The sequence below is a fragment of the Cellulosimicrobium cellulans genome (assembly GCF_024124905.1).
Classification (GTDB): domain Bacteria; phylum Actinomycetota; class Actinomycetes; order Actinomycetales; family Cellulomonadaceae; genus Cellulosimicrobium; species Cellulosimicrobium cellulans_G.
In genome coordinates, this window is sequence record NZ_JAMXST010000004.1 from 100,325 (window position 1) to 126,387 (window position 26,063).

The following is a 26,063-nucleotide window of genomic DNA, read 5'->3' on the forward strand; positions in this document are numbered from 1 at the left end:
GGGGGGCTCGCAGTCTGGTCAGAAGCGCCCGCCGCGGCCTGAACGCCCGCCCGACGAGCGTCCGCCCGAGCGCCCGCCCGACCGGCCGCCGCCGAAGCCGCCGCCGCCGGAGCCGCCCCCGAAGCTCCCGCCCCCGAACCCGCCGGACCGGCCGCCGCCCCCGCCGCGCAGGATCGAGTCGAGCAGGATCCCGCCGAGCACCATCCCCCCGACGTTGCTCCCGCCGCCGCCACCGCCGAACATCCCGCCGCCCTGCGACGACTGCCAGCTCGACGCGTCCTGCTGGGCGCGCTGCGCGGCGGACTGCGCCTGCGCGTCGGCCTGCTGCGCGCGCTCGAGCGCGGCGACGGGGTCGGTCGGCTGGAGTGCGCGGGCCTCGCCGAGCAGCCGGATCGCCTCCGAGAGCCGGGTGCGTGCCTCGGGCCCGACGGCGCCGCGCCGGGTCTCGATGAAGTCGTTCGTCGCGCGGACCTGCGAGTCGACGCGCGCCAGCGTGTCGCGCAGGAGCGCGTTCGCGCGCGCTGCCTGCTCGGCACGCTCACGGAACGGGGCGAGCGCGGCGTCGAGCGCGGCCTCGGCCTCGGTGAGGCGCCGCAGCGCCGTGAGGGGGTCTCCGCCGTCGCGCGCGGTCCCCGCCGCGGCCGCGGCGGCCTGCGCCTCCGCGAGAGCCGGGGCGACGGCGGGGTCCGCGGGGGCGAGCCGGCCGGCGTCGGCGATGTCCGACGTGATCGAGGCGAGGCCCCGGTCGAGGCGCGGGCCCGACTCGGCGAGGTCCGCGCCGGCCCGGTCGACGGCGTCGAGCAGCGTGACCGCCTGCCCCACGGCGTTCTGCGCCGCCCGGGCGAGGGCCACGGCCGCGGCCCGGTCCTTGCCGGCCAGCGCCTCGCGGCCCCGGGCGACGGACTCGCGGGCGTTCGCGACGAGCGCCTGTGCCTGGTCGGGGTTCTGCGCGACGGACGCGAGCGACGTCGGCGGGTACGTGCGAGCGAGCGCGTCGAGCGTCGCGCGCGCCGGCTCGACGCGGGCGAGGACCTCGCTCGCGCGCTGGTCGGTCTCGTCGAGCACCTGCGGGGCGCGCGCCTGGAGGTCGCGCAGCTCGTCGAAGGTGCGCGACTGGGCGTCGAGGGACGCCGCGACCTCGTCGCACAGCGCGACGATGCGGGCCATCGCGTCCCGGGCCTGCGGCTCGGTCTCGGGGCGGTCGTCGTCGAGCTGCTGGCGCAGCATGAACGCCTCGGAGACCTTCTGCTTGCCCTCGGCGAGCGCGGCGGAGAACTGTCGCGTCGCCTCGAGGCCGAACTGGGCTTGCGCGAAGCCGAGCTCCTGCTCCGAGGTCTTCACGGCGTCGTCGATCGCGACGAGCGCGGCGCTCGCGCGCCGGTTGAGCTCGTCGGTGGGCAGGGCCGCGAGACCACCCTCCGCAGGGACCCCGCCCGGGGTGGTGCGGCGGCGCTTCGCGACCGACCGGACGACCAGCACGACCACGAGGACGAGCACGCCGAGGCCGAGCAGGACCCAGAACCAGGACACGCCCCCGGAGCCTTGGCTCGCGCCGCGCGCGACCTCGGCCGCGGCGATCGCGGCGCCCGCCCAGTCGTCGTCCCGCAGCTCGTCCTCCACCGCGGCGGAGATCCGGTCCAGCTCGGCGTCGGTGAGGGACACGTTGTTGTCGTAGGAGAGCCCGTAGCGGCGGTCCTCGGTCGCGACGGCGAGCAGCAGGTCGTCCACGCCGAGCCCGGACGCGTTCGCCGTGGCGTTCGCCCAGTCGACGCCGTCCATGCCGTCGAAGCTCGCGACGTACACGACGAAGAGCTGGAGGTCGGTGTCCTGCGCGAGGCGGTCGAGCGCGTCCTGGACCGCGTCGGTCCGGTCGCCGAGCACGCCGTCGGGGTCGGTGATCTCGTCGGCAACGTCCATCGGGGCCACAGCGTGGGCGGTCGCGGCGGGGAGGAGCAGAGCGAGGCCGGTCACGAGGGCGACGAGCGCCGCCGCGACGAGGGCGAGCGACGCGCGCGCGCCACGGTCCGCGGCGGCGCGGGGGAGCGAGGGACGGTGGGCCGTGCTCACGCGCCGATCCTTTCCCAGCCCCTGGGGTCCCGCAATCGGGGCCGGGGCGCCGTGGGGCGCACCGCCGTCGGCCGGCACGACGGCGGAGGCCCGCCTCCCTCTCGGGGAGACGGGCCTCGTGACGCTCGACCGGTGCGGTCGGTCACCCGCAGGTCAGCGCCGCGTAGGGCGCGCTGACCTCGCTCGTGACGCCTCCGGCGACCGCGCTGACGACAGCGTCGCCCGCCGCCACCGAGGCGGCGCGCACCGCGAACGACTGGTACGCGTTCGCGCCCGGGGCGACGCTCGCGACGGTGCGCGACCCGAACGGCGTCGAGAGCGTCACCGCGAGCGGCGCGTCGCCGCCGTTGGTCGCCCGGACCGCGACGTACGCCGTGCCCGCGAGGCAGCGCGTCGTGGCCTCGACCGTGACGTCCGCCTCCGCGGGGAGGTCGGTCGGGTACGCCACGACCTGCGGGGACGCGAACGAGCCGACGGCGGGAGCGCCCGTGTCGTTGACGACGTGCTCGATGCCGCCCGACCCGTTGAGGAAGACGCTCGTCATCGACCGGAACGTCACGCCTGCGCGGACTGGCGTCTGGATGCCGCTCGCGACGCGCACGTCGACGCCCTGGTTGAAGAACGAGTACACGCCCACCCCGACGGCGTCGTGCCGCCGGACGTGGTCGCCCACCCGGTACGACGCGTACCCCGTGCGGTCGCCGTCCATGAACGCGGCCTGGCTCGGCACGTCGTAGGGGATCTCGCTCTGGTAGAAGACCGTGCGGCCGCGCTCGCCGTTCCAGATCGTCTGGTTCTTCTGGTAGTGCTCGACGAACAGGCCCGTGGCGGTCACGTCGTCGCCGTTCACGACGACGCCGTGGTCGCCCGTGTTCTGGTCCCACCCGATGCCGCTGCCGTGGTCCCCGCGCCAGGCCCAGATGTGGTCGAGCAGCACGTGGTCGCTGTTGACCTCGATGCTCGTCGTCGCCTTGCCGACCCATGGCCCGCCGACGCGGACGAACACGTCGGTGAGCGTCGTCGGGTCGGCGGCGTCCGCCACGTGCGCGTCCGCCGGACCGACGCGCACGAGGACGTCCGACTCGACGGGTCCGGCGTCGACCGTGATGCCCGCCACCTTCACGCCCGCGACGTCGCCGATCTCCAGCGCCGCGGTGCCCGACGTCGGGGCGAGGGACGCGTAGCCGAGGCCCAGGACGACCGTGCCGGGGTTCTCGACGCGGATCGCCTCGTCGAGGTGGTAGACGCCGGGGGTGAGCAGGAGGTTCTTGCCGGTCGCGAGGGCCGCGTTGATCTCCGCCGCCGAGTCGCCCTCGTGGGCGACGAAGAAGGCGTCGAGGGAGAGCTTCTGGCCCGCGTCGGCGTCGGTCGACCAGTCGACGCCGCGCGTCTCGGTCCGCGCGTGCGGCACGAACACGGCGAGGTCCTCGCCGTCGCGGAACAGGAACGGCGCCTCCCGGCTCAGCGGGGTCGTGTCGAGCGTCGTCTTGTTGCCGGTGGTGCCGTCGGGCCGGGGCCCGAAGTCCGTGGCCGGGGCGCCCTCGACGCCGGAGAACACCATGTTCCACACGCCGCCGTCCCAGGTGCCGACCTCGGAGTTGCGCGTGTACCACTGCTGCTGCGAGCCGGTCACGAGGCGGCCCGAGACGCGCGAGTTGGCGAGGTAGCCGCCGCTCGCGTACTCGCCGAAGCGCCCGAACACCGTGAGGTCGCCCTGGATGTCGACCCGGCGCAGCGGCGCGGCCTGCGACACCGCGAACCGGAGCTGGTGCGGGTCGGTGATCCCCGCGGGGAACGGGCGGTTCACGTCCTCGTCGACCGGGCGCTGGATCGGGTTGATCGCGACGTTGCTCAGGGAGCGCCAGAAGCGCGTGAGCGAGCCCGGGTCCTGGCAGCTCCACGGGTTGCTCGGGCAGCTCACGACGGGCTGCACGCTCAGCGCGCCGTTGACGAGCACGTCATCGGGCTGCGCGCCGAGGCCGGCGATCGCGGTGTAGTAGCCGACCTCCGCGTTGACGATGCCGGTCGCCGTCGCCGGGTCGTTCGCGCCGGACGCGTCGCCGTAGACGCCCGGCTCGAAGAACACGGCGTGCCGGTCCTGGCTGAACTCCGCCTCGTCGTTGATCGACGCGAGGTAGGTGTTGATCTGGTCCACCGACCACGAGTCGTCGATGAAGACGACGTTCGGTCCGAGGTCGGGGTCGGTGGCCGGGGCGGCCGTGGCGGGCGCACCGAGCGCCACGCCCGTCGCGGCCACGGCGAGCGCCGCCACGCCCGCACCGGCGGCGCGGGCTCGACGGGCTGTCCTGCCCGCGCCGGGGATGGTCGTCGAGAGGGTCACGGTGGGTGTTCTCCTTCGAACGGGGAGTCGACGCCAGCGCGCCGACGCCAGCGCGTCGTCGCGCTGATGCGGGGAGCCTAGGCCACGACTGACTGTCTTGTCAGTAACTTCTTGGGAGCGCTCTCACATCGTGGGACGTGCGCCGAGTGCTGGGGATCTGTCGGCAGAACCGCCCCGGGACGACACATCCCCAGCACTCAACGGAGCGGGGGCCGCGTCACTGCACGACGCCCAGGTCCTGTGCGTTCTCGGTCAGCTCTGGGCGTCGTTCCGTGCCGGGCGGGTACCTTGCTGCGCTGCGGTCCCCACCCGTCACTGCACGACGCCCAGGTCCTGTGCGTTCTCGGTCGGCCCTGGGCGTCGTTCCGTGCCGGGCGGGTACCTTGCTGCGCTGCGGTCCCCACCCGTCACTGCACGACGCCCAGGTCCTCCGCGTCGACGATGCGATAGGCGTACCCCTGCTCCGCCAGGAACCGCTGGCGGTGGGCCGCGAAGTCCTGGTCGACCGTGTCGCGCGCGACGACGGCGTAGAAGTGCGCGGTGCGGCCGTCGGACTTCGGGCGCATGACGCGGCCGAGGCGCTGGGCCTCCTCCTGGCGCGACCCGAACGACCCGGACACCTGGATCGCGACCGAGGCCTCCGGCAGGTCGATGGAGAAGTTCGCGACCTTCGACACGACGAGCCGCGAGATCTCGCCCGAGCGGAACGCGTCGAACAGGCGCTGGCGCTCGCGGACCGTCGTCGCGCCCGTGATGAGCGGCGCGTCGAGGTGCTGCGACAGCTCCTCGAGCTGGTCGAGGTACTGGCCGATCACGAGCACCTGGTCGTCCGGGTGCTGCGCGACGATCTGCTCCACGACCCGGTTCTTGCCCGCGGCGGTCGCGGCGAGCCGGTACTTGTCCTCGGGCTCGGCGACGGCGTACGTCATGCGGTCGGACTCGGGCAGCGTGAGGCGCACCTCGACGCAGTCGGCGGGCGCGATGTAGCCCTGCGCCTCGATGTCCTTCCACGGGGCGTCGTACCGCTTGGGCCCGATGAGCGAGAACACCTCGTCCTCCCGGCCGTCCTCGCGCACGAGCGTCGCGGTGAGCCCGAGGCGGCGGCGCGCCTGCAGGTCCGCCGTCATGCGGAAGATCGGCGCGGGTAGCAGGTGCACCTCGTCGTACACGACGAGCCCCCAGTCGCGCGCGTCGAGCAGCTCGAGGTGCGTGTACACGCCCTTCCGCTTGGTCGTCAGCACCTGGTAGGTCGCGATCGTGACGGGCTTGATCTCCTTGCGCGCGCCGGAGTACTCGCCGATCTCGTCCTCGGTGAGCGTCGTGCGCCGCACGAGCTCGTCGCGCCACTGGCGCGCGCTCACCGTGTTCGTCACCAGGATGAGCGTCGTCGTCCCGGACTTCGCCATCGCGCCCGCGCCGACGATCGTCTTGCCCGCGCCGCACGGCAGCACGACGACGCCGCTCCCGCCGTGCCAGAACCCGTCCACCGCCTGCGCCTGGTACGGGCGCATCTCCCAGGGCTTCGGCTCCTCGCCCTCGGCGCGGGGCGGCGTCGTCGGGCTGAGCGCGATGGCGTGCTTCTCGCCGTCGACGTACCCCGCGAGGTCCTCGGCGGGCCAGCCGAGCTTCACGAGGACCTGCTTGAGGTGGCCGCGCTCGGACGGGTGCACGACGACGGTCGTGTCGTCGATCCGCTCGCCCACCAGGCCGGCGGTGCGCTTGGACTTGAGCACCTCGGCGAGGACGGCGCGGTCCGTCGCCTCGAGCACGAGCCCGTGCGTCGGGTGCTGCGCGAGCGTGAGCCGCCCGTACCGCGACATCGTCTCCGCGACGTCGATGAGCAGCGCGTGGGGCACGGGGTAGCGCGAGTACTCGATGAGCGTGTTGACGACCTGCTCGGCGTCGTGCCCGGCCGCGCGCGCGTTCCACAGGCCGAGCGGCGTGAGCCGGTACGTGTGGACGTGCTCCGGGGCGCGCTCGAGCTCGGCGAACGGCGCGATGGCCCGCCGCGCGTCGTCGGCGCGCGGGTGGTCGACCTCGAGCAGCAGCGACTTGTCGCTCTGGACGATGAGAGGTCCGTCGGTCATGTGTCTCCTTGCCGAGGTAGAGCCGTGGTCGCGCGAGGTGGAGCCGTGGTGCCGCGAGGTCGAGGCGTGGTCGTGACCACGGTTCTCCCTCGCGCTACCAGGGCTCTACCTCGGCGGAGCGTCAGGGGTGACGGACGCGATGCGGTGGACCGCGACCGTCAGCTCCGCGTCGCGCGCGGGATCCTGCGCGCGCAGCCGTCCCGCGTCGAGGGTCAGCGGTCGGACGCGGCGGCGGTCCTGCGAGCCCGTCGGACCGACGACCTCGAGCCAGACCAGCGCCCCGTCGGCGATCGCCTCGCGCAGCAGACCCAACGCGGCCACCGGGTCGGATGTTCCCTCCGCAGGGCCGTACCCGTCGGCGCGTCCGTTCGTGCCCGACGGCGTCCGCTCGCCCGCGCGCGTCCCGTCGCCCTCCGCGAGGGCCGTCCGTCCGGGCCGCCCGCCCGCGCCGTCCCCCGCGCGCTCGGCGGAGCGCGCGTCCTCCGCGCGCAGGCGGGCGACGAGGTCCGCGAACCGCTGGGTGCGCTCGGCGGCGCCGCCCGGCTCGTCGACGCGCGCCCCGGAACCGGGGACGACGCCGGTCCGCGCGCGCCCGCCCGCGCGCCGCCCCGCGGTGGCGACCCGGCCGCGTCGGGACGGTGCGACGCCGTCGGGAGCGCCCCGCCGGCCGGCCCGGTCCGCGACGAGCACACGCCCGTCCGGCCCCTCGACGACCGCCGGCACGCCGCGGGCGCGCAGCGCCTCCTGGAGCTCCCCGGCGGGCGCGGCCGACGCGAGCACGGTCGGCGCGAGGAGCACGAGGCCCAGCCCGCGCAGCGCCGGGTCGTCCGCGATCCCCGCGAGCAGCACCGGGTCCTCCGCGCGCACGTACGACGACGCCGTCCCCACGCGGACCCGGCCGTGGCGGCGCGCCGTGTCGCGCACCAGGTACTCGAGCGGCTGCGGCACGGGGGTGCGCGAGTGTGCCGCGAGCTCGGCGAGGAGCTCGTCGGCCGTCGCGCCGCGGTCGAGCGCGCGCAGGACGGAGTCGGGTGTGAACCGGACCGTCGTCGCGGCGCCGCGCGACTCGACGTCCGCCGCGACCTCGACGAGCCGCTCGAGCGTGCGCGACGGCCGCCCCGGCACGATGCCCGTGAGGTCGCCCTGGAGCAGCAGGTCGTCGACCTCGGCCGGGAGCACCGCCTCGAAGGCGGCGCCGAGGTCCGTCGGGCCGGTCCCGGACGACGCCTGCACGTCGTCGGCACCGAGGAGGACACGTCCCGGGGGAGCGAGCGCGCCCGCACCGGTGACCCCGAGCAACGCGGCCTCGCGCAGCAGCCCCGCGACGGCCTGCTCCGGTGGCACCGCCCGCGGCGTGCGCCACCGCAGCACCGCGACGACGTCGGCCGCGGCGAGCGGGCGCCCGGGGGCGAGGTCGAGGACGTCCAGGACGGACCGCCGCAGCCGGGGCACCCAGGGGCGCCACAGCTCCGGGTCGAGCGCGGCGCGCAGGGCGCCCTTCTCGTCGCGGCTGCCCACGAGCCAGGGGGTGCGGCGCGAGCGCCACCAGCCGCGGGCGAGCGTCGCCCAGCGGTCGCCCAGGTCGTCGTCGAGCCAGTCCTCCGCGGCGAGCGTCGGGGCGAACGTCGGCGGGTCGTCGCCGTCGTCGGCCACGAGCCCCGCCGCCGCGGCCAGCTCGACGACCGCGGCCGCCGTCGGGTCGTCGACCTCGAGCGCGACGGCGGCCCGCCGCAGGTCGCGCACCCCGAGCCCGCCGGCGCGCAGGACGCCCGGCGGGTGCTCGGTCCAGTGCGTCACGAGCCGCGCGACGAGCCGCACGGCCTCGAGCCCGGCGCTCGCGGACTCCGCGTCGACCGTCGCGGGCGGGAGGTCGCGGACGTCCGGGACCGGAGGAGCCGTCCGGACGTCGCGATGGGTGCGGCCACCGCGCAGGGCGAGCCCGACCTCGCGCGGCAGCACGACGTGCCGCTCGTCCGTCGCACGCAGGTAGCCGTGCTCGACGAGCCAGTCCGTCGCGCGCCGCGCGGACGCGTCCGCGCGGGGGGCGACGCCGACGGGCGGTCCCCACGTCAGCGCGTCGAGGATCGCCCGGGTGCCGGGCGGGGCGTCGTCGGGCAGGTCGCCCCTCCCCGCCGCGCCCGCGTCGCCCGCGGCGAGGGCCGCGACGGGGCCGAGGCCGGCGGGGTGAGAGCCGAGGACCTCCGCGACGCCCGGCGCCGGGCGGAACCCGGCCGACCGTGCGCCGGGGGTCCAGACGAGCGCGAGCTCGTCGAGGAGGGCGAGCGCGGAGGTGACACGCGCGCGGTCGACGCCCGTCGCCCGCGCGACCGCCGCCGCCGTCGCGGGCGACCCCACGGAGTCGAGCACCAGCACCGCCTCCAGGACGTGGAGCGTCAGCTCGTCCAGCCCGGCGAGCGCACGCTCCAGGCTCGTCCGGTTCATCGCGCGCGCGGCGAGCGAGAGCAGGGTCGAGGGCGACGGCGTCGCGAGGTCGGGCCGCCGCCGGAGCAGCGCGACCAGGGCGGCGTCGTCGCGCTGGCGCAGCGACTCGCTGTACGTCGGAGCCCGCTCGGGCCGGGAGGTGGCCATCCGTTCGATGTTACGCGCCGGGCCCGGTCCCACGAGATCGGTGATCGCGGTCGAGATCGGCAGTCAGGACCGCCGATCTCGACGGAACGTGCCGACCTCGTGCCGGACCGCCGAGCTCACAGAGGCGGGAGGAACGGGTCGGGGCGGAGGCCGCGGACGACGTCGGGCGGGACGTGCCGCAGCACCCGCGCGACGACGTGGGACGGCCGGTCCCGGGAGGTGACGCGCAGCAGGCGGTTCCCCGTGCGCTCGATCGCCTCCTGCCGCAGCTTCTCCTGGACGAGCACGCGGCCCGGGTCCTCGCGCGGCGCCAGCCCGGACGGGCCGGTGCGGTACTTCACCAGGCCGTCGAACTCCAGCAGCAGCCGCCACCGCGTCCAGCCCAGGTCGACCCGCACCGGACCGACCTCGGTGCGGAGCGGCACCTGGGTCTCCGGGCGCGGCAACCCGGTCCGCAGGAGGACGTACCGCAGCCAGGTCTCGCGGGCCGACTCCGCGCCCGGGTCCGCGAGCTCGAGCACGTGCCGGGCCCGACGGGATCCGCGACCTCGCGGTGACCGGTCGAGGACGGTCGCGACGTCGGACCGCCGGACGCCCCGCGCGAGCGCCGCGTCCGCCACGACGAGTCCGTCGAGCGCGGGCATCGTGCGCAGGCAGTCGGCGACGGTGCGCGCGAGCGAGGTCGCGGTGACGCCGCGGATCGTCGCCCGGTCCTCGGCGCCCACCTCGCCGACGTGCCGCGTCACGTCGCGCGCCGCGGATCCCGACCTGCGGTACGGCTGGACCACGTGGGTCGTCGTGGGGAGTTCCCACACGGGCAGGCCGTGCAGGAGCGCTGCGGACGCGTGGCTCACGACGGGGTCGGCGCGCAGGGCTCGGGCGACGGCACGGGCTCGGGCGACCGCGAGGGTCCGCGCCGCCGCGAGGGGCGGGACGTCGGGCGCGGGTGTGTCGCGGTACGCACCGCGCCGCACCCGTTCCCACTCGCCGGTGGCGAGCCGGCGCCGGACCTCTTCCGGGAGGTGCTCGTGCGCGAGGTGGAGGGGGGTCGGGGGCTCTCGACTCGGCATGGGGAGAGATCGTGCCGTTCCTGAGACCACCGCGGGCCGGGCGGTACCGGAGCTGTGGACGACGACCGCGCGGTGCGGAGGTTGTGGACGGCGCCCCGGAGCGTCCCTGTGCCGTTCAGGGCCGCAGCACGCGTTCGGCAGGTTCTGCCGACGTCGGCACGTACGACCGCCGACCTCGACTCGGACCGCCGAGCTCGACTGTGTTCGCCGATGTCGACGGGTCCGGTGATCAGCCGCGGGCGGTGCGGCGGCAGACCTCGTCCCAGGGCGTCGGCTCGATCCCGAAGCGGGCGCGTGCCGCGGTGTCGTCGAGGACGTAGGGCCGCTCCCACTGGTAGGCGAGGTCGCGCAGCTCGCGCAGCAGCGGCGAGAACAGGCCGGCGGCGGCGAGGCCGGCGCCGCGCAGGGAGCGGACCCGGACGGGCGGGTGCCCGACGCTCGCGAGGACGTCGGTCAGCGCCTCGCGCTGGGTGCGGGGCGGGTTGCTCGGGGTGTGCCACGTGCGGCCGTGCGCGTCGGGGTCGGCCGCCGCGGCGACCAGGGTGCGGGCGGCGTCCTGGACGTCGGTGAACGAGTGCGGCAGGTCGGTGCGCCCGATCATCGTCACGGCGCTCCCGCGCAGGGCTGCCGGCACGACGCGCGAGACGTGCCCGTTGCCCCCGACGCCGGGCCCGACGAAGTCGGAGCTGCGCACCTCGACGACGCGCGCGCGACCGGCACGGTGCGCGGCCAGCGCGTCGGCCCACAGCCGGGCGCGCAGGACCCCCTTGTGGTCGGTCGCGACGTCGGGCAGGTCCTCGGTCATCGGCCCGTCGACGGGGCCGTAGGGGTAGAGGTTGCCGGTGATCGCGTAGACGGCGCCGGTGCGCTCGGCGGCGGTGAGCAGCGCGGTCGCGAGGGGCGGCCAGACGCGCTCCCACTGCGTGTAGTCGCCGGGGTTGGCGCAGTTGTAGAGCACGTCGGCGCCGTCGGCGACGCGGGTCAGGGCGTCGGCGTCGGAGGCGTCGAGGGCGCGGTGGGTGGCGCCCGCGACGCCGGTGTCCCGGCCGCTGCGGGTGACGACGGTGACGTGCGACCCGCGGGCCGCGAGCTCGGCGGCGACGTGCCGGCCGACGGGCCCGGCGCCGACGACGACGTGCCGGTCGGACGAGGACGGTGCGTTGGTCATGAGGTCTCCTTTCCGAGAGCAGTGCTCTCGCTTCGTCGAGGAGCATGGCACGGGTCGGCATCCATTGCAAGAGCACCGCTCTCGTTTGTGGGCGCCGCTCTCGTCTGTCACCCTGTCGGAATGACGGCTCCTCGCACGGCACGCGCCCTGGCGCGCGAGACCCTGACGCGCGACATCCTCGACGCCGCCCGCGCGCGCCTCGTCGCCGACGGCCCCGCCGGGCTCTCGCTCCGGGCCGTCGCGCGCGACGTCGGCATGGTGTCGTCGGCCGTCTACCGCTACTTCCCGAGCCGCGACGCGCTCCTCACGGCGCTCCTCGTCGAGTGCTACGACGAGCTCGGCGCCGCGGTCGAGGCGGCGGAGGCCGCGGTCGCGCGCGACGACCTGACCGGCCGGTGGCTCGCCGCGTGCCGCGCGCTGCGGGCCTGGTGCGTCGAGCGTCCCGGCGACTTCGCCCTGCTCTACGGCACGCCCGTCCCCGGGTACGCGGCGCCGCAGGACACCGTCGAGCCCGCGACGCGCGTCGTGCGGACCCTCGTCCGCGTCGTCGCCGACTCCTGGGCGGGCGGCGAGGGCCCCGCGCCCGCCCCGCCGTCGGCCGGGGACGCGGACGCGCTCGTCGCCCCCGCCGTCGCGTACGTCGCGTCCCGCGGGCTCGTCGCGGCCGACGCCCCGGCGGAGGCCGTCGTGCGCACGCTCATGGCCTGGACCACCCTGTTCGGCACCGTGTCCTTCGAGCTGTTCGGCCACCTCCACCGCACGGTGGCCGACTACGCCGACTGGTTCGACGCCGTCGCCCTGCGGGCGGGAGCGGACGCGGGCGTGGTCGCCCGGTCGGCGGCGCGCTGACCGGACCGACGGCGCGGCACGGCGGGCTCCGGGAGCGCGCCCGCGGTATGGATGCGGCTTTGCCGCCGCGTGGCCGGTAGCCTGGGGGTTCTGGTTCCTACGAGCACGAACGAGGTTCACGTGCCCACCGGCAAGGTCAAGTGGTTCGACACCGAACGCGGGTTCGGCTTCATCGCCAACGACGACGGCGGCGAGGTCTTCCTGCACGCCTCCGCGCTGCCCGCCGACGCCCCCGCGCCCAAGCCGGGCGCCCGGGTGGACTTCGGCGTCGCCGACGGACGGCGGGGCCCGCAGGCGCTCGCGGTCACGTTCCTCGACCCGGCGCCGTCCGTGGTCAAGGCGAAGCGCCGCTCGGCGGACGAGATGGCGGTCATCGTGGAGGACCTCATCAAGGAGCTCGACCGGATCCGCGACGGGCTCGGCAAGGGCCGCTACCCGGAGAAGGGCAAGGCCACGATGGTCGCCAAGGTCCTGCGCGTGGTCGCCGACGAGATCGAGGGCTGACATGGTCGCCGTGGCTGCTGCCGAGGAGCGTTCCCGGGGAGTGTCCGCGCGTGCCGCGCGCGACGCCGTGCTCACGGGCGCGGTCGAGCTCGCGCGCGCCGCGGCCCAGGAGGTCGCCGAGCGACCCGAGGACGTCGGGGAGCACCTCGGCACCTTCGCCGAGGCGGACCGCCTCATCTCCCACCGGTTCGCGTGCACGATGCGCGGCTACCGCGGCTGGCACTGGACCGTCACCCTCGCGCGCGTGCCGCGCGGGCGGACGGCCACGGTGTGCGAGGTCGAGCTGCTGCCGGGCGACGGCGCGCTGCTCGCGCCGTCGTGGCTCCCGTGGTCCGAGCGCCTGCAGCCCGGCGACGTGGGGCCGGGCGACGTGCTCCCGTTCCGCGCCGACGACCCGCGCCTCGAGCCCGGCTACGTCCCGACGGGCGACGAGGAGCAGGACGCCGTCGCGATCGACGAGCTCGCCCTCGCGCGCGCCCGCGTGCTGTCCCCGCAGGGTCGGGACGAGGCCGCCGAGCGCTGGTACCGCGGCTCGCGCGGCCCGACGGCCCGCGGTGCGGTCGCCTCGGCCGCGGAGTGCGGGTCGTGCGGCTTCCTCGTCACCCTCCAGGGCAGCCTCGGCCAGGTGTTCGGCGTGTGCGCGAACGAGTGGTCGCCCGACGACGGCAAGGTCGTGAGCCTCGACCACGGGTGCGGTGCGCACTCGGAGACCGACGTCGAGCCGCAGCGGAGCGACTGGCCCGACGCCGACCCCCTGGTCGACGAGCTGCACGTCGAGATCGTCTCCCTGCTCGAGTCCGTCGCCCCGCCGGCGGTGCCCGCCGAGGACGGGGCGACGGCCGACGAGGCGGCGACGGCCGAGCCGGAGGCCGCGGTCGCAGCCTCCGGGGCGCCGGCGGAGGTTGCCGACCCGGAGACCGCTCCGGAGGCCCCACCGGCCGACGCCCCCGACCCGGGGACCACCCCGGAGGCCCCGGCGGCCGACGCGCAGCCGGCCCCCGAGCGGGCGGCAGACGAGCCGCAGGAGTGACGGACGACGTCTTCGGGACGGCCGCGCTGCGCCGTGCGGTCCTGGAGGCGTGGCGGTCGTCGCCGACGCGGCTGCGCGAGGACGCGAACACCGAGGAGGACCACGCCCACGGGTCGTACCGGGGGCGCGTCGTCGTCGAGCTCGCGCAGAACGCCGCGGACGCCGCGGCCCGCGCCGGGGTCCCGGGGCGGCTGCGCCTGAGCCTGCACGCGCCGTCGGGACCGGACGAGCCCTGGGTGCTGCGCGCGGCGAACACGGGCGAGCCGCTGGACGCCTCGGGCGTCGCGTCGCTCGTCGCGCTCCGTGCCTCCGCGACCGGACGCAGCCCGCGCGACGCCGACGGTCGGACGCCCACGGTGGGACGGTTCGGGGTCGGCTTCGCCGCGGTCCGCGCGGTCTCCGACCGGGTCCGGGTCGGGACGGGCGAGCGCGCCGTCGAGCTCTCGGTCGCGCGCACGCGCGCCGCGCTCGACGACGTGGTCGCCGACCGTCCGGACCTCGCCGCCGAGGTGGCGCGCCGCGGCGACCGGCTCCCGGCGCTGCGGCTCCCGTTCCCGGCCCGCGTCGAGGTGCCGCCGGGGTACGACACGGTCGTCGAGGTCGAGCTGCGCGACGCGGACGCGCTCGCCGCCGTCCGCGCGGAGCTCGCCGACGTGGGGGACCCGCTCCTGCTCGCGCTCCCGGCGCTCGCCGAGGTCGTCGTGGCCGGGGACGGCGTCGAGGAGCGACGGGTCGCGGACGTCGCCGACCGGTGGACCGTCCTGCGGCGCGAGGGGACGATCGACGCGGCGCTGCTCGCGGACCGCCCGGTCGAGGAGCGCGCGTCGACGCGGTGGTCGGTCACGTGGGCGCTCCCGGACGACGGGGCGCGCACCGACGTGCTGCACGCCCCGACCCCCACCGACGAGCGCCTCACCTTCCCCGCGCTGCTCCTGGCGACCTTCCCGCTGGACCCGGCGCGCCGGCACGTCCCGCCCGGGCCGGTCACCGCGCACGTGGCGCGCGCGGCGGGGCGTGCGTACGCGGAGCTGCTCGGCGAGCTCGCGCCCGAGCGCGGTGCCGACGTGCTCGCCCTCGTCCCGACCGGGCTGCCGGCGAGCGCCGTCGACGCGGAGGTCCGCGCGTCGGCCGAGGCGGCGCTCGCCCGGACCCCGCTCCTGCCGCTCGACGCGCCGGTCGCGCGCCCCGCCGCGGGGGTTCTCCGTGCCGACGACGACGTGCTCGAGGACGGGGGCGCGGCGGCGACCGTGCGGCAGGCCCTGGTCACGCCCGCCGAGGCGTGCGTCCTCGCGGGGGACGTGGGCGACGCGCGCGTGCGGTCCGAGCTGGGGGTCGCCCACCTGGTGGACGTCCCGGGGCCGCTCCGTGCGGTCGCGCGGTCGCTCGGCACACGGGTCGTGGACCTCGCGGACGTCGTGGACGACCTCCCGCTCGTCGCCGACCCGGCGCGCTGGCGGTCGCTGTACGACGCGCTGGCACCGCACGCCGGTGACAGGTCGGTGCTCGAGGTCCTGGGGGCGCTCCCCGTGCCGCTGCTCGGCGGGCAGGTCGTGCGCGGCGCGCGCGGGCTCCTGCTCCTGGACGCCGGGCCGGGCGAGCCGTCGGACGGCGGGGCGCTCGACGCGCGCGACGCGGCCGAGCTCGGGCTGCGCGTGGTCGACCCGCGGGCCGCGCACCCGCTGCTCGAGCGGCTCGGGGCACGGGCGACCCACCTCCGGACGGTGCTCTCCGAGGGGGCGGTGCGCGAGCGCGTCCTGGCGGCCTCGGACGCGGCGGACGCGGGCGACGACCCGACGGCGGACGTGGACCGGCTGCTCGCGCTGGTCGCTGCCGCGGTGCGCGCGGCACCGGACCCGGCGCGGGCGGGCCTGCCGTTCTGGTGGGGTGAGCTGCCCGTGCCGACGGCGGACGGTGGCTGGTCGCCCGTGCGCGGCTGCGCGCTGCCCGGGACGTGGGCCGCGGACGCGCTCGACACGCTCGACCTGGTCGATCCCGCGGTCGTCGACCGCTGGGGCGAGCCGGTGCTGCGCGCGGTGGGCGCGGCCGACGGGCTCGGGGTGCTGCGCGTGCGCGACGTGCTCACGCCGGCGTCGGACGACGAGCCGGACCTGGACCCGCACGCCCCGGAGGGCTGGCTGTCCGACTGGGGCGGGTACCTCGCGTACCTCGCGGCGACGCTCGGTCCCGAGGCGTACGTGGGCGACGTCCTCGCGGTCGCGGACCTCGACGCGGTCGCCGACGCGGCGTGGCCGGACGCGCTCGCGCGCCTCGCCACGGAGCCCGGGACCCGGGAGGCGCTGCTCGCCCCGGTGCGGGCCGAGGGAGGTCGGACCACCACGGCGCGCTCCTACACCGCGTGGTGGCTGCGCGAGGAGCTCGGCGGCGCGTTCGCGCTCGGGTCGGGCCTCCGGCACGTCCCGTTCCTGCGCCCGGCCCCGCCGGACGTGGCGGGGCTCGACGACGAGGTGCTGGCCGCGCTGGGCGGCGTGCGGGACCTCGCGGAGCTCGCGCCGGACGAGTGGGTCGAGCTGCTGGACGACCTGCCCGACGTCGGAGAGGCGGTCGACGCGCGGGCCGCGCTGACGCTCTGGCGCGCGCTCGGCGCCCTCGCGGCCCGGGGCGAGCGGCTGGATCCGCCGCCCGAGCGCCTGCCCGCGCTGCGTGCCGGGGCGGTGCGGGTGGTCGGCGCGGACGACGTCGCCGTCGCGCCCGACCCGATGTGGTCACCCGTCCGCGCGGTCCTCCCGGCGCCGCCGGGTCTGCTGGCCGAGGTCGCCGACCTCCTGGACGTCCGGACCGTCCCGCGCATCGCTCCCGCCCCCGACGCCCCGGGCCGTCGTGGCGACGTCCCCGAGGCGGTGCGCGCGGTCCTCGACGGCGCGGCGCCCCGCACCTGGGAACGTCACGACGACCTGCGCGTGGGCGGGGTCGCGGTGCCGTGGTGGGTGGAGCACGGCGGGGGAGCGGACGCCGTGGTCCACGCGACCGGCCCGGCCGGGCTCGCGGCGGGGCTCGCGGTCGCGACGGGACGCCACGGCGCGCGGTTCGTGCTCGAGCAGGCGCTCCGCGACCCCGACGCGGCGCAGGACGCGCTCGCGCGGACCGCCTGGGACGACCCTCAGTCGTCCGAGGACGCGCGGTAGCGGGTGCGGTTCCGGCGCTCCCACACGAGGCCGAGCAGGCCGAGGACGAGGCCGACGCCGCACGTCGCGACGGCGCGCGGCGTGATCGCGCCGGTCGCGAGGAGGGCCGTGCACACGACGAGCGCGACGGTCCAGAGGCCCATGCCGACGAGGATCACGACGCGCAGGTCGACCCGCCAGGGCCCGGGGTCGGGGCGGCGGCGGTCGGGGTGGAGCAGCAGCGTGACGAACGAGGGCACAGGGGCATCGTAGCCACCGCGCGGTTTTTCACCCGCTCCTGGCTGTCACACCCGTGACCTGCACCACATCTCCTTCTGGTGTGAACACACGTCGGGACCGCTCGCAACGGCACGCTAGGATGCAGGCGCCGCGCTACGGCCTCCACACATGGTCACTCGTCCAGGTGGATCTGGTCGGCGCCGGGCCGCACATCGCTTCGGGACCTTCGTCCGATGTATCCGGACCTTCGGCAGAACGTGGAACCTGGACACCCGTCCAATCTATTTCTCCGAGCGGCTAGCGCGGCACGAGATCCGCAGGATCCTGCCCCTCAGGACGACTCCGACCGTGACGGTGCGGAACGTCTTCTCACCCGGGTGAAACCCCCTGGCAACCCTCGTTCCCGCAGTTTCTGAACCCTAGGATGAGTCGCCATGCAGGGTGTGGAACCGACCGGAGGTGGACGCATGTCCCACAGCGTCACCGAGGACGCCAGGCGGAGCCTGCGCACCCTTCTCGCCACGACTCCCGCGGCGCGGATCCGCGCCGCGCGCGCCGCGTTCGCGGCCCAGGGCTGGGAGGTCGCCTACCGGCGCCGGCTCCTGCTCACCGACACCGCCGTGATCGTCGTCGCCGTCCTCGTCGCCTACTTCCTGCGCTGGGACCAGTTCATCGACGAGCCCGTCCGTGAGGCACGCGTTCCGTACGTCGTGCTCAGCCTGCTGGTCGGGGTCGCCTGGTCCGTCTCGCTCGTCGCGAGCCGGACGCGCGACCCGCGGGTGATGGGGAGCGGCCCCACCGAGTACCACCGGATCTTCGACGCGTCGTGGCGCCTCTTCGCCGTCCTCGCGGTCCTCGCGTTCCTGCTCCGCTTCCCGGAGGCGCGGGGGTACCTCGCGTTCGCGTTCCCGATCGGCCTCGGCGGCCTGCTCCTCGGCCGGTACGCGTGGCGGCAGTGGCTGCACGGTCAGCGGGCCCACGGTCGCATGCGGTCGGCTGTGCTCGCGATCGGTCACCGCGACCAGGCCGAGCGGCTCATCCGCGACCTCAACGGCCGCGACGAGTCGGGGTACCGCGTCGTGGGCGTGTGCGTCCCGTCGGGCGGGTTCGGGGCGGGCGAGGAGATCCGCGGCGTCCCCGTCCTCGGGGAGCTGCGGCACGCGGGCGAGGTCGCCACGCGGGTCGGCGCGGACGTCGTCGCCGTCTCGGGCTCGGACGCCATCACGGCCGAGGTCGTCCGCCGGCTCGGCTGGGAGCTCGAGCCGTACGGCGTCGACCTCATGCTCACGGCCGAGCTCGCGGACGTCGCCGGCCCCCGCATCACCATCACGCCGGCGGAGAGCGTCTCGCTCCTGCACGTGGACGCGCCGCGCTTCACCGGCCCCAAGTTCGCCGTGAAGTCCGTCATCGACTGGACGGGAGCGGCGCTCATCACGCTCGCCGCGCTCCCGGTGCTCGTGATCGTCGCGCTCGCCGTCCGCCTCACCAGCCGCGGCCCGGTGCTCTTCCGTCAGGAGCGCGTCGGTCGCAACGGACGGACGTTCCCCATGTTCAAGTTCCGGTCGATGCGCGCCGGGGCCGACCGCGAGGTCCAGCACCTCGAGGAGCAGAACGACGGTGCCGGCCCGCTGTTCAAGATGCGCGACGACCCGCGCGTCACGCCCGTCGGCCGCGTGCTGCGCCGCTACTCGCTCGACGAGCTCCCGCAGCTCTTCAACGTGCTGCGCGGCGACATGAGCCTCGTCGGGCCGCGGCCGCCGCTGCCGCGCGAGGTGCAGCAGTACGAGAAGAAGGTGCGTCGTCGCCTCCTGGTCAAGCCGGGTCTCACGGGGCTGTGGCAGGTCGGGGGCCGGTCGGACCTGTCGTGGGAGGAGAGCGTCCGGCTCGACGTCTACTACGTCGAGAACTGGACGATGTTCGGCGACTTCCTCATCCTCGCGCGCACGGCGCGCGCGGTGTTCTCCGGCTCCGGGGCCTACTGAGGCCCGCCGGGATGCAGGGTCGGGCGCGGGGAGGTGCGTCGTGCGGGTCTCGGTCTCGGGATGCGGTCGCCGCGGCGTCCTGCACGCGGCGTCCCTCGCGGCCGCCGGCCACGAGGTCGTGCTCCACGACACGGACCCCGCTGCCCTCGACGCGCTCCGCACGGGCCTGGGCCACGCGGCTGAGCCGCGGCTGCACCGGCTCCTCGCGCTCGGCCTCGTGAGCGGGCGGCTGCGCCCGACGACGGACCGCACGGCGGTCGCCGGTGCGCGGGTGCACGTCCTGTGCGTCGGCGCGGGACCCGACCCCGACCCGGACGGCGTCTCGCGCGTGGTGACGCTCCGCGACGCGCTCGACGACCTCGCCCCGCACCTCGGCCCCGGGGACCTGGTCGTCGGGCGCGCCCGCGTCCCCGCCGGGACGGCCGAGTGGCTCGCGGCGGGCCTCGTCGCCGACGGCGTCCGCGCGACCGTCGCGTGGGTCCCCGACGAGCACCGGACCGGGCACGCGGTCGTCGACCTTCTCCACCCGGCCCGGCTCGTCCACGGGGTCCCTGCCGGCCCGGCCGGCGAGCGGGCGGCCGCGATCCTCGACGCGCTCCACGCCGTGCAGCTCGCGACCGGCGCTCCCCGGACCGTCACCGACCTCGCGACCGCGGAGCGGCTCGGGCACGGGGCCGGCACGCCGCGCCCCACGGCGCTCGGCGGTCGCGGCAGGACCGGCCACGACGGCGCGGACGTGGCGTCGAGCACACCCGGGGCGACGCTGGCCGTCGTCGGGGCCGCCTGACGTGGGCGGACGCCCACCGGGGACGATGCCGGACCGTGTCCCGCGTGTTACCGCGCGGTCACAGGGTTCTGGCAGCATTCTCACCATGTCCACACCCACCCCCGTCCACGAGGACGAGCACGCGCCTGCCCCCGCGTCCGGCGCGATCGACCGCTTCTTCAAGATCACCGAGCGCGGCTCGACGGTCGGCACCGAGATCCGTGGTGGTCTCGTCACGTTCTTCGCGATGGCCTACATCATCGTGCTGAACCCGCTGATCATCGGGACGGTCCAGGACGGCACGGGCCAGTTCCTCGGCGGCGGCGACGCGCCCGACTTCGGCAAGATCGCCGCGGCGACCGCGCTCGTCGCGGGCGTCATGACGATCGCCATGGGCGTCTTCGCGAACTTCCCCCTCGGCCTCGCGGCCGGGCTGGGCCTCAACGCGGTCGTGGCGTACTCCATCGCCTCGCTGCCGGGGGTGACCTGGGCGGACGCGATGGGCCTCGTCGTCATCGAGGGCCTCATCATCCTGCTCCTCGTGCTCACCGGGTTCCGCGAGGCGGTCTTCCGCGCGGTCCCTGTCGAGCTGAAGACGGCCATCAGCGTGGGCATCGGCCTCTTCATCGCGCTCATCGGCCTCGTCAACGCGGGCTTCGTCACCGCGGGCAGCGGCACGCTCCTCGCACTCGGCAACCTCGGCACGTGGCCGATCCTCGTGTTCGTCGTGGGCCTCGTGCTGACGATCGTGCTGTGGGTCCGCAAGGTCAAGGGCGCGCTGCTCGTCGCGATCCTCACCGCGACCGCGCTCGCCGTCGTGCTGGAGAACACGCTGCACATCGGCGCCAAGGCGCCCGACGGCTCCAACCCGAACGGCTTCAACCTCAACGCGCCCACGTTCGACGGCGTCGTGCAGGTCCCGGACTTCGGCCTCCTCGGCCAGTTCTCGCTCCTGGGCTCGTTCCAGAACATCGCGACCGTCACCGTGATCCTGCTGGTGTTCTCGCTCCTGCTCGCGGACTTCTTCGACACGATGGGCACCATGGTCGCCGTCGGCGCCGAGGCGCGCCTCAACGACGCCGACGGCGTCCCGCCGCGCTCGCGCGCGATCCTCGTCGTCGACTCGCTCGCCGCGGCCGCGGGCGGCGCGGGCTCGGTGTCGTCGAACACGAGCTTCGTCGAGTCCACGACCGGCGCGGGCGAGGGTGCGCGCACCGGTCTCGCCTCGGTCGTCACGGGCGTCGCGTTCCTGCTCGCGACGTTCCTGTCGCCGCTCGTCGCGCTCGTGCCCTACGAGGCCGCCGCACCGGCGCTGGTCTTCGTCGGGTTCCTCATGATGACCCAGATCGCCGGCATCTCGTGGAAGAACGTCGAGATCGCGATCCCGGCGTTCCTCACGATCATCGTCATGCCGTTCACCTACTCGATCGCGGACGGCATCGGCGCGGGCTTCCTCGCGTTCGTCGTCATCAAGCTCGCGCTCGGCAAGGTCCGCGCGATCCACCCGCTCATGTGGGTCGCGTCGGCGATGTTCCTCGTGTACTTCCTCCTCGGCCCGATCCGGGAGGCGCTGGGCCTCTAGGCTCGGCCCATGACGAGCGCGGCGGACGAGCGGTCGGGGAAGGCGTCGGTCGACGCCCTCCCCGCCGCTCGTCCGCCCGCGTTCTACCGGCTGGAGAACACCGTCCAGCCGTATGACTGGGGCTCGACGTCGGCGATCCAGGACCTCCTGGGGGTGGCACCGGACGGTCGTCCGGCGGCCGAGCTGTGGATGGGCGCGCACCCGCTCGCGCCGTCGCGCGTCGTGCCCGACGGCGAACGGCGCCCGGCCGAGGCGCGACCGGGCGTGCCGGCGGCATCGGGCACGACGCTCGCGGACCTGGTGCGCGCGGACCCGGTGGGGGTCCTGGGCCAGCGCGTGCTCGACCAGCACGGGCCCCGCCTGCCGTTCCTGCTCAAGGTGCTCGCCGCCGAGCGCGCGCTCTCGCTGCAGGTCCACCCGCGGCCGCACCTCGCGCGCGCCGGGTTCAACCGCGAGAACCGGGAGGGCGTGGCGCGCGACTCGCCGCTGCGCAGCTTCCACGACGACCAGCACAAGCCCGAGATGGTCGTGGCGGTGACGCGCTTCGAGGGGCTGTCGGGCTTCCGCCGTCCGACGCGCATCCTCGAGCTCCTCGACGGCCTCGACGGCGACCTCGTCGGGCGCATGCGGTCGGCGCTCCTCGCCAGCCCCACGGAGGCGGGCGTCCGCGCGGCGTTCACGCTCGCCCTGCACGCGCGTTCCGAGCCCGACGTCGCGGCGGACCTCGCGCGGACCGTCGCGTCGGTGCGGGCCCGGGCCGAGGCAGCGTCCGGGACCGGTGCCGCTCCGGCGTCCGGGGCTCCTCGTCGGACGTCGCAGCGTGCCGACGCCACGGTGCTCTCGCTGGCGGACCAGCACCCGGGCGACCCGGGCGCCGTCGTCTCCCTCATGCTCAACCGGGTCACGCTCGCCCCCGGGGAGTCGATGTTCGTGCCCTCGGGGCACGTGCACGCCTACCTGTCCGGGTGCGCGGTCGAGATCATGGCGAGCTCGGACAACGTCCTGCGTGCCGGGCTCACGACCAAGCTCGTCGACGTCGACGCGCTGCTCGAGTGCGCCACGTGCACGCCCGGACCCGCCGCACGGCCGCGGCTGGTCGAGGACGGTTCCGGCCTCGTCACCTACCGCCCGCCCGTGGCGGAGTTCGCGCTCCGGGCGGGCCGGGTCACGGGCCCGGTGGCCCTGCCCGACGCCGGTCCGCGCGTCGTGCTGTGCCTGGACGGTGCGGTGACGCTCGCCGGAGGCTCGGGTGCGCGCTCCGTCGAGGTGCGCCTGGCGCGCGGCGAGTCGGTCTTCGTCCCGCACGGGACGGGGCCGGTGGTCGCGCACGGTGACGGCCGCACCGTCGTCGCCTACGTGCCCTGACCCGGGTCGCACCGCTCACCGCTCTGCCCCGCGGGGGTGACGTGCGCCCCTTTCTTTACTCAAGGTAATGAGTTAAGGTAACTATCATGCCTGCTGCGGACCCCACTGCCCCCTCCCGGAGCCAGTGCCGGCCCGCGACGCTCGGCGGCGAGCTCCGCGTCGCGCTCACCCGCATCTCGCGCCGCCTGCGCGCCCAGCGCGGGGAGGCAGACCTCCCCGAAGGGCGGTTCGGCGTGCTCACGGTCCTGCACAAGCACGGCGCCATGTCGCCGAGCGAGCTCGCCGAGCACGAGCGCGTCAGGCCGCCGTCGATGACCCGGGCCGTCAACGCCCTCGTCGAGATGGGGCTCGTGGAGAAGACCGAGCACCCGAGCGACCGGCGTCAGGTCGTCGTGCGGCTCACGGACGCCGGCGTGCGCGAGGTCAAGGAGACCCGCCGCCGCCGGGACGCGTGGCTCACGCAGCAGCTGTCCTCCCTCACCCCCGACGAAAGAGAGACCTTGGCCCGCGCCAGTGAGCTGTTGACCCGGATCGCCGCCCGATGAGCGCGACGTTCTCCTCCCTGAAGTACTACAACTACCGCGTCTGGTTCGGCGCCGCGCTCGTCGCGAACGTCGGCACCTGGATGCAGCGCGTCGCGCAGGACTGGCTCGTCCTCACCGACCTCACCGACAACTCCGGCATCGCCGTCGGCGTCGTGACAGCGCTGCAGTTCGCGCCCGTGCTCGCCCTGTCCGCGTGGGCGGGCCTGCTCGCCGACCGGCTCCCGCGCCGTCGGCTCCTCATGGCCACGCAGGGTGCGATGGGCCTGCTCGCGCTCGGCCTCGGTGCCCTCGTCCTGTCCGGGCGCGTCGAGCTCTGGCACGTCTACGTGTTCGCGGGGCTGCTCGGCGTCGTCACCGCGTTCGACAACCCGGTGCGCCAGACGTTCGTCGCCGAGATGGTCCCGGCGGACAAGCTGTCCAACGCCGTCGGGCTCAACAGCGCGTCGTTCAACGCCGCGCGCCTCGTAGGACCGGGCGTCGCGGGTCTGCTCATCGCGGCCGTCGGCTCGGGCTGGCTCTTCATCCTCAACGGCGTGACGTTCGGGGCGACGATCCTCGCGCTCGTGTACATGCGCACGCGCGAGCTCCACGTCCTGCCCAGCGCCCCGCGCGAGAAGGGGCAGATCCGCGAGGGCATCCGGTACGTCCGCAAGCGCACCGACATCATCGTCATCATGGTCGTCGTCGGCGTCGTGTCGACGTTCGGGCTCAACTTCCAGCTCACGTCCGCGATGATGGCCAAGGTCGAGTTCGGCAAGGGCCCGGGGGAGTACGGGATCCTCGGGTCGATCCTCGCCATCGGGTCGCTGACCGGTGCTCTGCTCGCCGCGCGGCGCGAGCGCCCGCGCGTCCGGCTCGTCATCGGGTCCGCGTTCGGGTTCGCCGTCGCGACGGGCGTCATGGCGCTCATGCCGACCTACCCGAGCTACGCGATCGCCTGCATCCCCGTCGGCCTCGCGTCGCTGACGATGATGACCGCCGCCAACTCCACGATCCAGATGTCCGTCGACCCCGTCATGCGCGGGCGCGTCATGTCGCTCTACATGATCGTGTTCCTCGGCGCGACGCCGGTCGGGTCGCCGCTCGTCGGCTGGATCGCCGAGGCCTGGGGGCCGCGCTGGGCCATCGGCGTCGGATCGATCACCGCCGGCCTCGTCGCCGTGGGCGCCGCCGTCTGGGCCGTGCGCAACTGGCACCTCGAGGTCCGCTACCGCGTCCTCCAGCGCCCGCACCTCGTGGTCCGCTACCTCGACGCGGGCACCCCGGCGGACCGCTCGGCCCGCGCCGAGACGAGCCGTCGCCTCGGGATCGAGGACGCGGAGGAGGCGGCCCGCGCCGCCTGACGCCCGTCACCCCGCGCCGAACACGACATGAGGGTCGTCATGGAAGCCATGACGACCCTCATGTCGTGCTCGACGCGGGGTGGGGGGCGTGCTCGGCGGTTCTCGGGTCAGGCGAGGTGCGCGACCACGTGGTCGACGCACGCCGTGAGGGCGCGGACGTCGTCGGGCTCGATCGCCGGGAACATCGCCACGCGGAGCTGGTTGCGGCCGAGCTTGCGGTAGGGGAAGACGTCGAGGACCCCGTTCGCGCGGAGCGCGGCCACGACGGCGGTCGCGTCGATCGCGTCGTCGAGGTCGATCGTGCCGACGACGGTGGAGCGCTGCGCCGGGTCGGCGACGAACGGCGTCGCCCACTCGCGCGCCTCGGCCCAGCCGTAGAGGTGGGCTGCCGACTCGGCCGACCGGGCCGCGGCCCAGGGGAGACCGCCGTTGCCGAGGATCCACTCGACCTGCTCCGCGAGCATGACGAGCGTGGCGATCGCGGGCGTGTTGAGCGTCTGGTCCAGCCGCGAGTTGGCCGCCGCCGTGCGCAGCGAGAGGGACTCCGGCACCCAGCGCGTGCCGCTCGACTCGACCTCCTCCGCGCGCGCGAGCGCGTCGGGCGAGCACAGCGCGAGCCACAGACCGCCGTCGGACCCGAAGACCTTCTGCGGCGCGAAGTAGTAGACGTCGGTCTCGGCGACGTCCACGGGGAGCGCCCCCGCGCCCGAGGTGGCGTCGACGAGCGTGAGCGCGCCGCGCTCGCGCGACCCCTCCACGCGTCGGACCGGGGCCATGGCGCCCGTCGAGGTCTCGTTGTGCGGCCACGCGTGCACGTCGACGTCGTCGGCCGGCTCGGGCAGCGCGACGGACCCGGCGGGGGCCGAGATCACCTGCGAGGGCTCGAGGAACGGCGCCGACGTCGTCGCGGCGGCGAACTTGGCGCCGAACTCGCCGAACGCGGCGTGCTGCGCCTTGGTGCGCACGAGGCTCGCCGTGGCGACGTCCCAGAACGTCGTGGAGCCACCGTTCCCGAGCACGACCTCGTACCCCTCGGGCAGCGCGAAGAGCTCGGCGAGCCCGTCGCGCGTCCGGCGCACGACCGCGCGGACCGGCGCCTGACGGTGGGACGTCCCGAGCAGGGACGCACCGGCGTCGGACAGGGCGCGGACCTGCGCGGCGCGGACCTTGCTCGGCCCGGAGCCGAACCGGCCGTCGGCCGGCAGCAGGTCCGAGGGGATCGTGATGGTGGCGTTCGCGGGATCGGGCACGCCGTCACCCTACGCGCGTGGCGCCCGGGTCGGGAGCGGTGTCCGCGGACGGGCGACGACGGCGGTCGCCGGGTCGCGGAGGGGGCGCCGGAGCCGTGGGGCGGGACCGGCGCCACGGGTTCTCCCGCGCCGTCCCCAGGCCGGGTCACGGGCTCGCCATAGA

Annotated in this window: 18 protein-coding genes; 10 read left to right on the top strand and 8 right to left on the bottom strand. The window is 75.6% G+C overall.

Annotated features, from left to right (window positions below; all coding sequences use genetic code 11):
* Window positions 1-18: 18 nt before the first annotated feature.
* The 6 genes from NHH00_RS20735 to NHH00_RS12750 all read right to left on the bottom strand — a co-directional run bounded on the left by NHH00_RS20735 (window position 19) and on the right by NHH00_RS12750 (window position 11,322).
* Window positions 19-2,067, bottom strand: a complete 2,049-nt coding sequence (locus tag NHH00_RS20735; RefSeq protein WP_308202304.1) for a TPM domain-containing protein — start codon at window positions 2,065-2,067, stop codon at window positions 19-21.
* Between the two features lie 142 nt (window positions 2,068-2,209).
* On the bottom strand, window positions 2,210-4,408 hold the full coding sequence (locus tag NHH00_RS12730) for an adenylyl cyclase (RefSeq protein ID WP_253052682.1): 2,199 nt from the start codon (window positions 4,406-4,408) through the stop codon (window positions 2,210-2,212).
* A 407-nt stretch (window positions 4,409-4,815) separates the two neighbouring features.
* A complete protein-coding gene (locus NHH00_RS12735) occupies window positions 4,816-6,495 on the bottom strand; it encodes a DNA repair helicase XPB (RefSeq protein ID WP_253052684.1) in 1,680 nt (559 codons plus the stop codon).
* Window positions 6,496-6,600: 105 nt separating this feature from the next.
* Window positions 6,601-9,084, bottom strand: coding sequence for a helicase-associated domain-containing protein (locus NHH00_RS12740; protein ID WP_253052686.1), 2,484 nt, complete (start codon window positions 9,082-9,084; stop codon window positions 6,601-6,603).
* A gap of 116 nt (window positions 9,085-9,200) precedes the next feature.
* Window positions 9,201-10,154: a hypothetical protein gene (locus NHH00_RS12745; RefSeq protein WP_253052688.1), complete on the bottom strand. Its 954-nt coding sequence runs from the start codon at window positions 10,152-10,154 to the stop codon at window positions 9,201-9,203.
* A gap of 229 nt (window positions 10,155-10,383) precedes the next feature.
* Window positions 10,384-11,322: an NAD-dependent epimerase/dehydratase family protein gene (locus NHH00_RS12750; protein WP_253052690.1), complete on the bottom strand. Its 939-nt coding sequence runs from the start codon at window positions 11,320-11,322 to the stop codon at window positions 10,384-10,386.
* 120 nt (window positions 11,323-11,442) lie between these two features.
* Here NHH00_RS12750 and NHH00_RS12755 point away from each other — a divergent pair, with 120 nt between their 5' ends.
* The 4 genes from NHH00_RS12755 (at window position 11,443) to NHH00_RS12770 (ending at window position 16,848) form a co-directional block, all read left to right on the top strand.
* The gene (locus tag NHH00_RS12755; RefSeq protein WP_253052692.1) at window positions 11,443-12,171 is read left to right on the top strand and encodes a TetR/AcrR family transcriptional regulator; all 729 of its coding nucleotides are present in this window, start codon (window positions 11,443-11,445) and stop codon (window positions 12,169-12,171) included.
* 120 nt (window positions 12,172-12,291) lie between these two features.
* The gene (locus NHH00_RS12760; RefSeq protein WP_253052694.1) at window positions 12,292-12,675 is read left to right on the top strand and encodes a cold-shock protein; all 384 of its coding nucleotides are present in this window, start codon (window positions 12,292-12,294) and stop codon (window positions 12,673-12,675) included.
* A gap of 1 nt (window position 12,676) precedes the next feature.
* On the top strand, window positions 12,677-13,705 hold the full coding sequence (locus NHH00_RS12765) for a DUF3027 domain-containing protein (RefSeq protein WP_253052696.1): 1,029 nt from the start codon (window positions 12,677-12,679) through the stop codon (window positions 13,703-13,705).
* Window positions 13,702-16,848 (top strand): sacsin N-terminal ATP-binding-like domain-containing protein, encoded by a 3,147-nt coding sequence (locus NHH00_RS12770; protein WP_253052700.1) that lies wholly within the window; start codon window positions 13,702-13,704, stop codon window positions 16,846-16,848. Before NHH00_RS12765 ends, NHH00_RS12770 begins: the two co-directional genes overlap by 4 nt.
* Here the strand turns inward: NHH00_RS12770 and NHH00_RS12775 are convergent.
* Window positions 16,824-17,087 carry a DUF2530 domain-containing protein gene (locus NHH00_RS12775; protein WP_253052702.1) on the bottom strand — a complete coding sequence of 88 codons (264 nt, stop codon included), beginning with the start codon at window positions 17,085-17,087 and terminating at the stop codon, window positions 16,824-16,826. The two genes, NHH00_RS12770 and NHH00_RS12775, sit on opposite strands and share 25 nt — an antisense overlap.
* Before the next feature lie 447 nt (window positions 17,088-17,534).
* Here NHH00_RS12775 and NHH00_RS12780 point away from each other — a divergent pair, with 447 nt between their 5' ends.
* From NHH00_RS12780 to NHH00_RS12805, 6 genes are all read left to right on the top strand, one after another.
* A complete protein-coding gene (locus tag NHH00_RS12780; protein ID WP_253052704.1) occupies window positions 17,535-19,049 on the top strand; it encodes a sugar transferase in 1,515 nt (504 codons plus the stop codon).
* A gap of 40 nt (window positions 19,050-19,089) precedes the next feature.
* Window positions 19,090-19,836, top strand: a complete 747-nt coding sequence (locus NHH00_RS12785) for a hypothetical protein (RefSeq protein WP_253052706.1) — start codon at window positions 19,090-19,092, stop codon at window positions 19,834-19,836.
* A gap of 85 nt (window positions 19,837-19,921) precedes the next feature.
* The gene (locus NHH00_RS12790) at window positions 19,922-21,397 is read left to right on the top strand and encodes an NCS2 family permease (protein WP_253052708.1); all 1,476 of its coding nucleotides are present in this window, start codon (window positions 19,922-19,924) and stop codon (window positions 21,395-21,397) included.
* A 9-nt stretch (window positions 21,398-21,406) separates the two neighbouring features.
* A complete protein-coding gene (manA, locus tag NHH00_RS12795; RefSeq protein ID WP_253052713.1) occupies window positions 21,407-22,762 on the top strand; it encodes a mannose-6-phosphate isomerase, class I in 1,356 nt (451 codons plus the stop codon).
* An 86-nt stretch (window positions 22,763-22,848) separates the two neighbouring features.
* A complete protein-coding gene (locus tag NHH00_RS12800) occupies window positions 22,849-23,307 on the top strand; it encodes a MarR family winged helix-turn-helix transcriptional regulator (RefSeq protein WP_253052715.1) in 459 nt (152 codons plus the stop codon).
* The gene (locus NHH00_RS12805; RefSeq protein WP_253052717.1) at window positions 23,304-24,650 is read left to right on the top strand and encodes an MFS transporter; all 1,347 of its coding nucleotides are present in this window, start codon (window positions 23,304-23,306) and stop codon (window positions 24,648-24,650) included. The genes NHH00_RS12800 and NHH00_RS12805 overlap by 4 nt, the downstream gene beginning before the upstream one ends.
* A gap of 107 nt (window positions 24,651-24,757) precedes the next feature.
* On the opposite strand, the gene serC is transcribed toward NHH00_RS12805, so the two are convergent.
* Window positions 24,758-25,900 carry a phosphoserine transaminase gene (gene serC / locus NHH00_RS12810; RefSeq protein WP_253052719.1) on the bottom strand — a complete coding sequence of 381 codons (1,143 nt, stop codon included), beginning with the start codon at window positions 25,898-25,900 and terminating at the stop codon, window positions 24,758-24,760.
* Window positions 25,901-26,063 lie beyond the last annotated feature (163 nt).

Excerpts from the sequence above, each read along its gene's own strand:
- NHH00_RS12750 (WP_253052690.1), bottom strand. The coding sequence starts at position 11,322 with ATGACCAACGCACCGTCCTCGTCCGACCGGCACGTCGTCGTCGGCGCC.
- NHH00_RS12800 (WP_253052715.1), top strand. The coding sequence starts at position 22,849 with ATGCCTGCTGCGGACCCCACTGCCCCCTCCCGGAGCCAGTGCCGGCCC.
- NHH00_RS12740 (WP_253052686.1), bottom strand. The coding sequence starts at position 9,084 with ATGGCCACCTCCCGGCCCGAGCGGGCTCCGACGTACAGCGAGTCGCTG.
- NHH00_RS12755 (WP_253052692.1), top strand. The coding sequence starts at position 11,443 with ATGACGGCTCCTCGCACGGCACGCGCCCTGGCGCGCGAGACCCTGACG.
- NHH00_RS12805 (WP_253052717.1), top strand. The coding sequence starts at position 23,304 with ATGAGCGCGACGTTCTCCTCCCTGAAGTACTACAACTACCGCGTCTGG.
- manA (WP_253052713.1), top strand. The coding sequence starts at position 21,407 with ATGACGAGCGCGGCGGACGAGCGGTCGGGGAAGGCGTCGGTCGACGCC.
- NHH00_RS12765 (WP_253052696.1), top strand. The coding sequence starts at position 12,677 with ATGGTCGCCGTGGCTGCTGCCGAGGAGCGTTCCCGGGGAGTGTCCGCG.
- NHH00_RS12735 (WP_253052684.1), bottom strand. The coding sequence starts at position 6,495 with ATGACCGACGGACCTCTCATCGTCCAGAGCGACAAGTCGCTGCTGCTC.
- NHH00_RS12745 (WP_253052688.1), bottom strand. The coding sequence starts at position 10,154 with ATGCCGAGTCGAGAGCCCCCGACCCCCCTCCACCTCGCGCACGAGCAC.
- NHH00_RS12780 (WP_253052704.1), top strand. The coding sequence starts at position 17,535 with ATGTCCCACAGCGTCACCGAGGACGCCAGGCGGAGCCTGCGCACCCTT.
- NHH00_RS12790 (WP_253052708.1), top strand. The coding sequence starts at position 19,922 with ATGTCCACACCCACCCCCGTCCACGAGGACGAGCACGCGCCTGCCCCC.